Below are 12,750 nucleotides of genomic sequence, written 5' to 3' on the forward strand. Positions count from 1 at the left end.
CCGGAGGTCAGTGCCCCGCGCCCAGGTGCCCGGTCATGCGGCCGTGGAACTCGCGCGACGCATCGTTCAGGCCCACGATCTCCACCTCGGTGCCGTGCAGCGAGTACTTGTGCTCGACCGCGTCGAGCGCCGCGACCGTCGAGGCGTCCCACACGTGCGAGCCCGACATGTCGATGACGACCTTCTCCGGGTCGCCGGCGTAGTCGAACTGGCTGTAGAGGTCGTTCGAGCTCGCGAAGAACAGCTCGCCGCGCACGGTGTACCGGCGCACGCCGTCCTTCACCTCCCCGCCGACCACCTCGGCGAGGTGCGCGACGCGACGCGCGAACAGCACCGACGCGAGCACCACGCCCGCGACCACGCCGTACGCGAGGTTGTGGGTGAGGACCACGACGGCCACCGTCACCAGCATGACGGCGGTCTCCGACTTGGGCATCCGCTTCAACGTCGACACGCGGATCGAGTGCCAGTCGAACGTCGCCCAGGACACGTAGATCATCACGGCGACCAGCGCCGCCATGGGGATCATCGCGACCACGTCGCCGAGCAGCAGGATCAGCACCAGCAGGAACACGCCGGCCGCGAGCGTCGACAAGCGCGTGCGGGCGCCGCCGGCCTTCACGTTGATCATGGTCTGGCCGATCATCGCGCAGCCGCCCATGCCGCCGAACAGACCGGTGATGACGTTGGCCGCGCCCTGGCCCCACGCCTCGCGGGTCTTGTCGGAGTGGGTGTCCGTGATGTCGTCGACCAGCTTCGCGGTCATGAGCGACTCGAGCAGACCCACCAGCGCCAGGCCCAGCGCGTAGGGGAAGACGATCTGCAGGGTCTCGAACGAGACCGGCACGTCGGGGATGAACAGGCCGGGCAGGCCCTCGGGAAGGGCGCCCTCGTCGCCGACCGTCGGCACCGCGATCGCCGCGGTCACCGTCACCACGGTCAGCAGCACGATCGCGACCAGCGGCGCCGGGACCACCGCCGTCAGTCGCGGCCAGAACGCGATCACCGCGAGCCCGGCCGCGACCAGCGGGTACACGACCCACGGCACATCGGTCAGATGCGGCAGCTGCGCGAGGAAGATGAGGATCGCGAGGGAGTTGACGAATCCGACCATGACGGAGCGCGGGATGAACCGCATCAGCTTCGCGACCCCGAGCAGGCCGAAGGCGACCTGGATCAGGCCGCCGAGCACCACCGCGACGATGAGGTAGTCCAGGCCGTACTCGCGCGCCAGGGGCGCCACCACCAGCGCCACCGCGGCGGTCGCCGCCGAGATCATCGCCGGACGGCCGCCCAGGAACGCGATCGACACCGCCATGGTGAAGCTCGCGAACAGGCCCACGCGCGGATCCACGCCCGCGATGATCGAGAAGGAGATCGCCTCCGGGATCAGCGCGAGCGCCACCATCAGGCCCGAGACCAGCTCGGTGCGGAGCACGCGAGGACCGAAGCCCTCCGGCAGGCGCCAGGTGCGCGGCCGCCACAGGACGCCCCAGCGTCCGGTGGCCTCGGGAACGCCGGTGGGCGTGCGGGACTGGTCGGTCTCGGGCGACATGAGGACTCCGGTGGTGGGGGACTGCGGGACGTGCGGGAGCGCGCGACGGCGCCGCGAGCGTAAGGGGGAGGCCTGCATCGGCCGCGCCCAGGGTACCAAGCCCGCCTTGCGCGCCCACGGGAGCAGCGCATCGTCCGCGGCGGGACGATGCGCGGGCCCGGACGGCACGGAGGCCCGGCCACCTCGCGGTGACCGGGCCTCCGGATGCTCCGGGAGCGATCAGACCGTCACGGGCTCGACGCCGGTGCCGGGCTCGCCGGCCTCGACGGGCGCGCCCTCGGCGGCGAGGTTCGCCCGCAGCTTCGCACCCAGGTCGGCGTCGACATTGGTCCAGTACTGGATCGCGCGCTCGCGGATCTCGTCCGACTTCACCGCACCGACGTGGCCGGTGATCTGCTCGAGGATGTGGGCCTTGCCCGCGTCGTCGAACACCTCGCGGTACATGGTGCCGGCCTGACCGAAGTCGTCGTCCTCGGCGTGCAGCGTGGCGGCCGCGCGGACCAGCTCGCCGTCCGACTCCCAGTTCCCCGCGTCACCCGCACGCTCGGCGTCGGCGTGCGCGCCGCCCACCGAGTTGGGGGCGTAGACCGGGGTCGAGGCCGAGGCGAACGAGTAGCGCATCGCGCCGTCCTTCGCGTACGAGTGACCGTTCGCGTCCGCGGCGTGCGGCGAGTTCACGGGCAGGTCGGCGTGGTTGGTGCCCACGCGGTAGCGGTGCGCGTCGGCGTAGGAGAAGATGCGCGCCATCAGCATCTTGTCGGGCGAGGCGCCGATGCCGGGGACGAAGTTCGACGGGGCGAACGTCGCCTGCTCGATCTGCGCGAAGTAGTTCTCGGGGTTCTTGTTGAGCTCCATCACGCCCACCGGGATCAGCGGGTAGTCGCCGTGCGGCCACACCTTGGTGAGGTCGAACGGGTTGAAGCGGTAGGTCTTCGCGTCCTCGTAGGGCATGATCTGCACGAACAGGTCCCAGCGCGGGAAGTCGCCGGCCTCGATGTGCTCGTAGAGGTCGCGGATGTGGTGGTCGCCGTCCGAGCCCGCGAGCTGGCCGGCCTCCTCGATGGTGAGGCCGTGCACGCCCTGCTGGCTCTTGAAGTGGTACTTCACCCAGAAGCGCTCGCCCTCGGCGTTGATCCACTGGTAGGTGTGCGAGCCGTAGCCCTGCATCTCGCGCCACGAGCGGGGCAGGCCGCGCTCGCCCATGAGCCAGGTCACCTGGTGCGCCGACTCGGGCTGGAGCGTCCAGAAGTCCCACTGCATGTCGTTGTCGCGCATGTGCGAGCCCGGCAGGCGCTTCTGCGAGCGGATGAAGTCGGGGAACTTGATGCCGTCGCGGATGAAGAACACGGGGGTGTTGTTGCCCACGAGGTCGTAGTTGCCCTCGGTCGTGTAGAACTTCAGCGCGAAGCCGCGGGGGTCGCGCCACGTGTCGGGCGATCCGTGCTCGCCGGCCACCGAGGAGAAGCGTGCGAGCATCTCGGTCTGCACGCCGTCCTGGAACAGCGCCGCGCGGGTGTACTTCGCGATCTCCGGGTTGGTGGTGGTGAACGTGCCGAAGGCGCCGCCGCCCTTGGCGTGGACCACGCGCTCCGGGACGCGCTCACGGTTGAACTGCGCGAGCTTCTCGACCAGATAGTGGTCGGTCAGCGCGGTGACGCCGTTGTTGCCGACGGTCAGCGAGTGCTGGTCCGAGGCGACCGGTGCCCCGGAGTTGGTGGTGGTGAACTTCTCCGACATGGGAGCGCTCCTTAGCTTGCGGTAGGTGGCGGGGGACGTTCAGATGGCGGGCGACGGCTCGGGGGTGGCCTCACGTGCACGGGTGCACGCCTGGCACAGGCCCCAGAAGACGACCTCCGCCTCGACCACGGCGAAGCCGTGATCGACGCTGGGGGTGAGGCAGGGCGCGTGACCGACGACGCAGTCGACGTCGGCGATCACGCCGCAGCCGCGGCACACCACGTGGTGGTGGTTGTCGCCCACGCGCAGCTCGTAGCGCGCGGGGTGGTCGCCGGGCTCGATGCGGCGGGCGAGGCCGTGGTCCGCGAGGTCGTGGAGCACGTTGTAGACGGCCTGCTTCGAGGTGGTGGGCAGGACCCGGGCGACGGCGGAGTAGAGCTCGTCGGCCGAGCCGTGCGGGTGGCCCTCGAGCGCCTCGACCACGGCGACGCGGGGCTCGGTGACGCGCAGGGACGCCTCCCTGAGGAGGGCGCGCGCGTCGGTGGAGGACATGGGTGGAAGCCTATCCCCTTCTTTTGATTGATTCAAATGATGGCGTCCGGTCGCGCGACGATGCCCGGCGCACCAGGATGGAAGGCGGGGCGCCGGGCACCCGCCCGCCGCCGCATCGTCCCTGCAGATCGGTACCTGTCCAACGAACGGCGATGGCGCGTTGAACGTGACCTTGGACCCGCGCCGGGAGATACCCCGGGGGATATCGTCGTGCTCAGATCCCATACCCCAGGAGGCATCATGAAGCTGGTCGTCGTCGGCGGTGTCGCCGCCGGAGCATCCACCGCGGCACGGGCGCGTCGTCTCGACGAGTCCGCCGAGATCGTCGTCTTCGAGCGCGGCCACCACGTGTCGTTCGCGAACTGCGGCCTGCCGTACCACGTGGGAGAGGTCATCTCGGAGCGGTCGCGCCTGCTGCTGCAGACGCCCGAGAGCCTGCGGGAGTCGCTCAACATCGACGTGCGCATCGCCACCGAGGTGGTCGCGATCGACCGCAAGAAGAAGACGGTGACCGTCCGCGAGGTCGACTCCGGCAAGGAGTACACCGAGACCTACGACAAGCTCGCGCTGTGCATGGGCGCGGAGGCCGTCCGCCCGCCGCTGCCCGGCATCGACCACCCCGCGGTCGAGGTCCTGCGCCGGATCGGCGACATGGACCGCATCAAGCACCGCCTCGACACCGCGGTCGCCGCCCAGAAGAACGGCAAGCGCGGCACCGTGACCGCGGTCGTGGTGGGCGCCGGCTACATCGGCCTCGAGATGGCGGAGAACCTCCACCACCGCGGCGTGCGCGTCGAGGTGGTCGAGCTCTCCGATCAGATCCTGCCGCCCGTCGACCACGAGATCGCGACCCCCGTCGAGCAGCACCTGCGCATGCGGGGCATCGGCCTGCACCTCTCGACCGCAGCGGCGGCCTTCCAGCCGCTGTCGGACAAGGACGGCGACGAGCGGGTCAGCGTCGAGCTCAACTCCGGCACCGTCCTCAAGGCCGACCTGGTGATCCTCGCCGCGGGCGTGAAGCCCGCCGTGGAGCTGGTCAAGGCGGCCGGCCTGGAGCTGGGCGACCGCGGCGGCATCAAGGTCGACCTGCACATGCAGACCTCCGACCCCGACATCTACGCCGCGGGCGACGCCGTCGAGACCCCCCACCCGGTGCTCCCCGGCGCGTACCTCGCGCCGCTCGCCGGCCCGGCCAACCGTCAGGCCCGCGTCGCCGCCGAGAACATCTGCGGCCGCGAGACCGAGTACAAGAGCACCCAGGGCACCAGCATCGTCAAGGTGTTCGACATGGTCGCCGGCGGCACCGGCGCGACCAAGCGCCAGCTGGACGCCGCGGGCGTCGAGCACCGCGTGGTCCACGTGCACCCCTCGGGCCACGCCGGCTACTACCCCGGCACCGCGATGATGCACATCAAGGTGCTGTTCTCCCCGACCGACGGCACCATCTACGGCGCCCAGGCCTGCGGCTTCGACGGCGTCGACAAGCGACTCGACCTGTTCGCCATGGCGATCCGCGCCGGCATGACCGTGTTCGACCTCGAGGAGCAGGAGCTCGCCTACGCGCCGCCGTTCGGCTCCGCGAAGGACCCGGTCAACATGGCCGGCTTCGTGGCCTCGAACACCATCCGCGGCGACTTCACCCTCTGGTACCCGGAGGAGTGGCCGCTCGCCGAAGGCGCCCGCCTGGTCGACGTCCGCACCCCCGAGGAGTACGGCATCCACCACCTCCCCGGCGCGGAGAACGTCCCGCTGGCCACGTTCCGCGAGGCGGTGAAGGGCTGGGAGGACAAGGACCAGCCGATCCGCCTGTACTGCGCCGTGGGCTTCCGCTCCTACCTCGCCCACCGGATCCTGGTGCAGAACGGGTTCACCGACGTCGCGACGCTGTCGGGCGGCTCGACCACGTTCGGCCACGTCCACGACAACCCGGCCGACCAGTACACCGCGCAGCCCCCGATGGAGAACTACGCGGAGAAGGTCTCGGTCGCCTCGGCGGTCGCGGCGGCCACCGGCCAGGTCCAGGACCTCGACTGCACCGGCCTGGCGTGCCCCGGCCCGATCATGCGCCTCGCGAACGCGATGAAGGAGGCGAACGCGGGCGACGAGATCCGCGTGACCGTCTCCGACCCGGGCTTCGCGCTCGACGGTCCCGCCTGGGCCTCGAAGAACGGCCACACCCTGGTGGCGCTCGAGCCGAAGGGCCCGGGCTTCGTCGGGACCTTCCGCAAGGGCGGCGTCGAGCCGGTCCGCACCGGCGCGACGTCCTCGGGAGCGAACAAGACCTCGATGGTCGTCTTCAGCGGCGACCTCGACAAGGTGCTCGCGGCGTTCATCATCGCCAACGGCGCGGTCGCGATGGGCGACGAGGTCTCGATGTTCTTCACCTTCTGGGGCCTCAACGCGCTGCGCAAGACGGACCCGCCCAAGCGCGAGAAGAAGATGATGGACAAGATGTTCGGCGCCATGATGCCGCGCGGCGCCGAGAAGCTGACCCTGTCGCAGATGCACATGGCCGGCGCGGGCACCGCGATGATCAAGAACGTCATGAAGCAGAACGACGTCCCGTCGCTGCCCGAGCTGATCAAGTCGGCCCAGGACGGGGGCGCCCGCCTGCTCGGCTGCACCATGACCATGGATCTGCTGGGGATGTCGCAGTCCGACCTGCTCGACGGCGTCGAGCTCGCGGGTGTCGCGACGTTCCTGGGCGAGGCGAACGAGAGCGGCACGACGCTGTTCATCTGACGCCGCACGGATCTCGAACCGACACGCCGCATCGTCCCTCCCCGGGACGGTGCGGCGTCGGCGTGTCGCCCGCAGATCCGTGCGGAGCAGTTCGGGGGTGGCGAGCGGGTCAGGCGTCGACGCGCGCGCCCTTGTCCGCCGGGGTGCGCACGAACATCAGCAGCACCATGCCCGCCGCGACCACCGCGATCACGCCGAGCGTTCCCCAGATGGTGCCGCCGAGCAGCGCGATGGTGCCGGCCCACATCGCGGGCGCCATGAACGATGCGGCGCGGCCGGTGGTGGCGTAGAGGCCGAAGACCTCGGCCTCGCGGCCGGACGGGGCCACGCGCGCGAGCAGCGAGCGCGACGCCGCCTGCGCGGGGCCGACGCAGGCGCTGAGGAGGAGCCCGAAGAGCCAGAACACCCACGCGCCGGTCGTGTGGAGGATCACGATGACGATGCCGGAGACCACGATGGTGCCGAGCGCGGCGAGGATGACGATGCGGGGGCCGAGGCGGTCGTCGAAGCGCCCGGCGACGATGGTGGACAGGCCGGCGATCAGGTTGGCCGCGATGCCGAAGATGATCACCTCCTGGTCCGAGAAGTCGAACGCGACGGCCGCGATGACCGCGCCGAAGGTGAAGACGCCCGCGAGGCCGTCCCGGTACACCGCGCTCGAGAGCAGGAACCACAGCGTCCCGCGCGCGTCGCGCCACAGCTCGCGCAGGTCGGACCACAGCACCGCGTAGCCCTGGATCAGGCCCACCCGGGGACGCTCCGACGCCTTCGCCTCCGGGACGTGCACGAACAGCGGCCACGCGAACGCGACCGTCCACACCGCGCACCCGACCGCGATCAGCCGGTAGGCCATCCCGTTCGAGGTGTCCATGCCGAACCAGTCGAACAGGTCGAGCACCACCACGATCACGAGCGCGACGATGCCGCCCATGTATCCGAGGCCCCAGCCCAGGCCGGAGACGCGGCCCATGGTGGACGGCGTGGAGACCTCGACGATCATCGCGTTGTAGTTCACGCCGGCGACCTCGCCGACGATCGCTCCGAACCCGATGAGGCCTACGCCGAGCCAGAAGAAGTCGGGCGACGCCTCGACGAAGTAGAGGCCGAGCATCGCGCCGACGAGCAGCAGGGTCATCCACCCCAGCCACGCCTTGCGGCGACCCGTCGCGTCGGCGCGCTGGCCGAGCACCGGCGCCAGCACCGCGATGAGGATGCCGCCCGCGGTGAGGCCCCATCCCAGGCCGGAGGTGAGCTGGTCGATCGCGGCGTCGTACTCGGGAGCGCCCTTGCCCAGGGCCGCGATCTCCGGGTCGATGAAGCTGTCCTTGGTCAGGTACAGCGCCGTGAACACGAACGTGATGATGACGGTGTTGAACGGCTGGGTGGCCCAGTCCCACAGCGCCCAGGCCCACACCCGCTTCCGCGGGATGGGTGCGACGCCCTCGGCATCGGCGATCGACGGCAGTGTCGGCTGGTCGCTCATGGGGTCAGTGTGGCGCACCCGGGTGAACGGCGGGTGTCGAATCGCTGGTGCACGAATCTCTTCATGGGGCGGCTGCGCGACCCTACATCGACACGAATCGCTTCATGAGCGCGCCGAACCCGGGGCGAATGCCGACGCCGCACCGTCCCGGGAGGGACGATGCGGCGTCGGGTTCGAGACGTTGCGACGGCTACTCGCCGGCCTGGGCCTCCGGCTCCGGCCCCGCCTCGCCCTCGAGGGGCTCGTCGCCGTCGAGGTTGCGCTCGACGTTGCGCGCGATGCCGATGATGCGGTCGCCCTTGCCGGGCTTGGCGAAGATCACGCCCATGGTGTCGCGGCCCTTGGCCGGCACCTCACCCACGGACGAGCGCATGACCTTGCCGCCCTCCATGATCACGAGCACCTCGTCGTTGTCCTCGACCAGCAGCGCGCCGACCAGGTCGCCGCGCTCCTCCGCGAGCTTCGCGACCTTGATGCCCAGGCCGCCGCGGCCCTGGACCCGGTACTCGTCGACGGCGGTGCGCTTGGCGTACCCGCCCTCGGTGACCACGAACGAGTAGGAGCCCTCGGTGACCACGTCGAGCGCGAGCAGCTCGTCGTCGTCGCGGAAGCTCATGCCCTTCACGCCGGAGGTCGCGCGGCCCATGGGGCGCAGCGCATCGTCCGACGCCTCGAAGGTGAGCGACTGGCCCTTGCGCGAGACCAGCATGAGCCGGTCCTCGGGTGCGACCAGGCGCGCCGAGACCAGCTCGTCGGGCCGGGCCTCGCCGTCCTCGCCCTCGACCTCGCGCAGGTTGATTGCGATGAGGCCGCCGGAGCGGTTGGAGTCGTAGGAGCTCAGCTCCGTCTTCTTCACCAGGCCGCGCTTGGTCGCGAGCACCAGGTAGGGCTTGTCGTCGTAGGTGCGCAGGTCGAGGACCTGGGCGATCTCCTCGCCCGGCTGGAACGCGAGCAGGTTCGCGACGTGCTGGCCCTTGGAGTCTCGGCCGCCCTCGGGCAGCTCGTACGCCTTCGCGCGGTAGACGCGACCCAGGTTGGTGAAGAACAGCAGCCAGTGGTGGGTGGTGGTGACGAAGAAGTGCTCGACCGCGTCGTCGCTGCGCAGGGTCGCGCCGCGCACGCCCTTGCCGCCGCGCTTCTGGGCACGGTACTGATCGGAGCGGGTGCGCTTGACGTAACCGCCGCGGGTGATGGTGACCACCACCTCCTCCTCGGCGATGAGGTCCTCCATCGACACGTCGCCCTCGAAGGGGCTGATCTCCGTGCGGCGGTCGTCGCCGTACCGGCGGACGATCTCGGCGAGCTCGTCGGAGATGATCGTGCGCTGGCGCGCATCCTTGGCGAGGATGTCCTTGAGGTCCGCGATCTCCGTCATGAGCGCGTTGTAGTCGTCGGTGATCTTCTGGCGCTCCAGGGCCGCGAGGCGGCGCAGCTGGAGGTTGAGGATCGCGGTCGCCTGGACCTCGTCGACGTCGAGCAGCTCCATCAGTCCCGCGCGGGCCTCGTCCACGGTGGGCGAGCGGCGGATCAGGGCGATGACCTCGTCGAGCGCGTCGAGCGCCTTGAGGTAGCCCTGCAGGATGTGGGCCTCGCGCTCGGCCTCGCGCAGGCGGTACGCGGTGCGCCGCTGGATGACCTCGAGCTGGTGCGCGGTCCAGTGGCGGATGAAGCCGTCGAGCGACAGGGTGCGCGGCACGCCGTCGACGATCGCGAGCATGTTCGCCCCGAACGTCTCCTGCAGCTGCGTGTGCTTGTAGAGGTTGTTCAGCACCACCTTCGCGACCGCGTCGCGCTTGAGCACCACCTCGAGGCGCTGGCCGGTGCGGCCCGAGGTCTGGTCACGGATGTCGGCGATGCCGGAGACCTTGCCGTCCTTGACCAGATCGGCGATCTTGATCGCGAGGTTGTCCGGGTTGACCTGGTACGGCAGCTCGGTGATCACCAGGCACATGCGGCCCTGGATCTCCTCGATGTTCACCACCGCGCGCATGGTGATGAGGCCGCGACCGGTGCGGTAGGCGTCCTCGATGCCCTTGCGTCCCAGGATGGTGGCGCCGGTGGGGAAGTCGGGGCCGGGGATGCGCTCGATGAGCGCCTCGAGCAGCTCCTCGCGGCTCGCGTCCGGGTGGTCGAGGTGCCACTGCACACCCTCGGCGACCTCGCGCAGGTTGTGCGGCGGGATGTTGGTCGCCATGCCGACCGCGATGCCCGCGGAGCCGTTGACCAGCAGGTTCGGGAATCGCGACGGCAGGATCGTGGGCTCCTGCTCGCGGCCGTCGTAGTTGTCCTCGAAGTCGACGGTGTCCTTGTCGATGTCCCGCACCATCTCCATGGCGAGCGGGGCCATCTTGCACTCGGTGTACCGCGAGGCCGCGGCGCCGTCGTTGCCGGCGGAGCCGAAGTTCCCCTGGCCGGTGATCAGCGGGTAGCGCAGCGACCACGGCTGCACCATGCGGACGATCGTGTCGTAGATCGCGCTGTCGCCGTGCGGGTGGTACTTGCCCATGACGTCGCCGACGACGCGCGAGCACTTCGAGAAGGCGCGGTCCGGGCGGTAGCCGCCGTCGAACATCGCGTACAGGACGCGACGGTGCACGGGCTTGAGGCCGTCGCGGACCTCCGGCAGGGCACGGCCGACGATGACCGACATCGCGTAGTCCAGGTAGGACCGCTGCATCTCGGTGTTGAGGTCGACCGCCTCGATCCGACCGTGCTCCACGGTGTCGCCAGTCTCAGATGTCAAGGAACCTCACGTCCTTCGCGTTGCGCTGGATGAAGCTGCGGCGGGACTCGACGTCCTCGCCCATCAGCACGGAGAAGATCTCGTCGGCCTGGGCCGCGTCGTCCATGGAGACCTGGAGAAGGGTGCGCGTCGCCGGGTCCATCGTGGTGACGCGGAGCTCCTCGTGGTCCATCTCGCCCAGACCCTTGTAGCGCTGGACGCCGTTCTCCTTGGGGATCTTCTTGCCGTTCGCGAGCCCGTCCGCCATCAGGGCGTCGCGCTCACGGTCCGTGTACACGTACTCGTGCGGGGAGTTCGACCACTTGATCTTGTACAGCGGCGGCTGCGCGAGGTACACGTAGCCGGCCTCGATCAGCGGGCGCATGTAGCGGAACAGCAGGGTGAGCAGCAGCGTGCGGATGTGCTGGCCGTCGACGTCGGCATCGGCCATCAGCACGATCTTGTGATAGCGCGCCTTCGAGATGTCGAAGTCCTCGCCCATGCCCGCGCCGAACGCGGTGATGAGGCCCTGGACCTCCTGGTTCGACAGGGCACGGTCGAGCCGCACGCGCTCGACGTTAAGGATCTTGCCGCGGATGGGCATGATCGCCTGGTTGTACGGCTCGCGACCCTGCTTCGCGGAGCCTCCGGCGGAGTCTCCCTCGACGATGAAGATCTCGCATTCGGAGGGGTTGCGGCTCTGGCAGTCGCTCAGCTTGCCGGGCATGCCGCCCGACTCGAGCAGGCCCTTGCGTCGGGTGGCCTCGCGCGCCTTGCGGGCGGCGATGCGGGCCTGCGAGGCCTGGATCGCCTTGCGGATGATCTCCTTCGCCTCGTTCGGGTGCGCGTCGAACCAGTCGGTGAGCTGCTCCGAGACCACGCGCTGCACGAAGGTCTTGGCCTCGGTGTTGCCCAGCTTGGTCTTGGTCTGGCCCTCGAACTGCGGCTCGCCCAGCTTGACCGAGATCACGGCGGTCAGGCCCTCGCGGACGTCGTCGCCGGTGAGGTTGTCGTCCTTGTCCTTGAGGATCGACTTCTCGCGCGCGTACTTGTTCACCAGCGTGGTGAGCGCCGCACGGAAGCCCTCCTCGTGGGTGCCGCCCTCGGTCGTGGAGATGGTGTTCGCGTAGGTGAACACGGACTCCGAGTAGGCGTTCGTCCACTGCATGGCCATCTCGAGCGAGATCTTCTTCTCGGTGTCCTCGGACTCGAGGGAGATGACCTCGGCGTGGACCAGCTCCGCCTTCTTGGCCGAGTTGAGGTGGCCCACGTAGTCGACCAGGCCGCCGTCGTACCGGTAGGTCACGGTCCGCGACGTGGGGTGGTCCCCATCGTCCGCCGCATCGTCCTCGGGCGCGATGTGCTCAGGACGCTCGTCGGTGAGCGTGATCGAGAGGCCCTTGTTGAGGAACGCCATCTGCTGGAAGCGGGCGCGCAGCGTCTCGTAGTCGTAGTCGGTGGTCTCGAAGATCAGCGGGTCGGCCCAGAAGGTCTGCTGCGTCCCGGTCTCCTCGGTCGCCTCGCCCTTGACCAGCGTGCCCTGCGGCTTGCCGCCCTCAGCGAAGGCCTGGCGCCACACGTGGCCCTGGCGCTTGACCTCGGTCTCGACCTTGTAGGACAGCGCGTTGACCACCGAGATGCCCACGCCGTGAAGACCGCCGGAGACGGCGTAGCCGCCGCCTCCGAACTTGCCTCCCGCGTGGAGGATGGTCATGACCACCTCGACCGTCGGCTTGCCCTCGGTCGGGTGCATGTCGACGGGGATGCCGCGGCCGTTGTCCGTGACCTTGACGCCGCCGTCCTCCTGGAGCGTGACGGTGATCGTGTCGCAGTACCCGGCGAGGGCCTCGTCGACGGAGTTGTCGACAACCTCGTAGACCAGGTGGTGGAGACCGCGCTCACCCGTCGACCCGATGTACATGCCGGGGCGCTTGCGGACGGCCTCGAGGCCCTCCAGGACGGTGATGTTCTCGGCGCCGTAGGCGGGCTCGTTCGCCCGCTCCTCGCTATTCGCCACAG

The 12,750-nt window shown here is 69.7% G+C and carries 7 protein-coding genes; 1 reads left to right on the top strand and 6 read right to left on the bottom strand.

Features of this window, described 5'->3' with window-relative positions:
• Positions 1–7: 7 nt before the first annotated feature.
• The 3 genes from QQX10_RS05930 to QQX10_RS05940 form a co-directional block, all read right to left on the bottom strand.
• Complete coding sequence (locus QQX10_RS05930) at positions 8–1,555, bottom strand: SulP family inorganic anion transporter (RefSeq protein WP_301119040.1); 1,548 nt, start codon at positions 1,553–1,555, stop codon at positions 8–10.
• A gap of 219 nt (positions 1,556–1,774) precedes the next feature.
• Positions 1,775–3,292, bottom strand: a complete 1,518-nt coding sequence (locus QQX10_RS05935; protein ID WP_301119041.1) for a catalase — start codon at positions 3,290–3,292, stop codon at positions 1,775–1,777.
• A 39-nt stretch (positions 3,293–3,331) separates the two neighbouring features.
• Entirely contained in the window at positions 3,332–3,784 is a 453-nt protein-coding gene (locus QQX10_RS05940; RefSeq protein ID WP_301119042.1) for a Fur family transcriptional regulator, read from the bottom strand.
• Between the two features lie 240 nt (positions 3,785–4,024).
• Here QQX10_RS05940 and QQX10_RS05945 point away from each other — a divergent pair, with 240 nt between their 5' ends.
• Positions 4,025–6,526 carry an FAD-dependent oxidoreductase gene (locus tag QQX10_RS05945; protein WP_301119043.1) on the top strand — a complete coding sequence of 834 codons (2,502 nt, stop codon included), beginning with the start codon at positions 4,025–4,027 and terminating at the stop codon, positions 6,524–6,526.
• Positions 6,527–6,635: 109 nt separating this feature from the next.
• Here QQX10_RS05945 and QQX10_RS05950 read toward each other — a convergent pair whose 3' ends face one another.
• From QQX10_RS05950 to gyrB, 3 genes are all read right to left on the bottom strand, one after another.
• A complete protein-coding gene (locus tag QQX10_RS05950) occupies positions 6,636–8,009 on the bottom strand; it encodes an MFS transporter (RefSeq protein WP_301119044.1) in 1,374 nt (457 codons plus the stop codon).
• A gap of 190 nt (positions 8,010–8,199) precedes the next feature.
• Positions 8,200–10,752, bottom strand: a complete 2,553-nt coding sequence (gyrA, locus tag QQX10_RS05955; RefSeq protein ID WP_301119045.1) for a DNA gyrase subunit A — start codon at positions 10,750–10,752, stop codon at positions 8,200–8,202.
• Positions 10,742–12,748: a DNA topoisomerase (ATP-hydrolyzing) subunit B gene (gene gyrB / locus QQX10_RS05960; protein ID WP_301119046.1), complete on the bottom strand. Its 2,007-nt coding sequence runs from the start codon at positions 12,746–12,748 to the stop codon at positions 10,742–10,744. The genes gyrA and gyrB overlap by 11 nt, the downstream gene beginning before the upstream one ends.
• Positions 12,749–12,750 lie beyond the last annotated feature (2 nt).

It is taken from the genome of Demequina lignilytica, assembly GCF_030418305.1.
Classification (GTDB): Bacteria; Actinomycetota; Actinomycetes; order Actinomycetales; family Demequinaceae; genus Demequina; species Demequina lignilytica.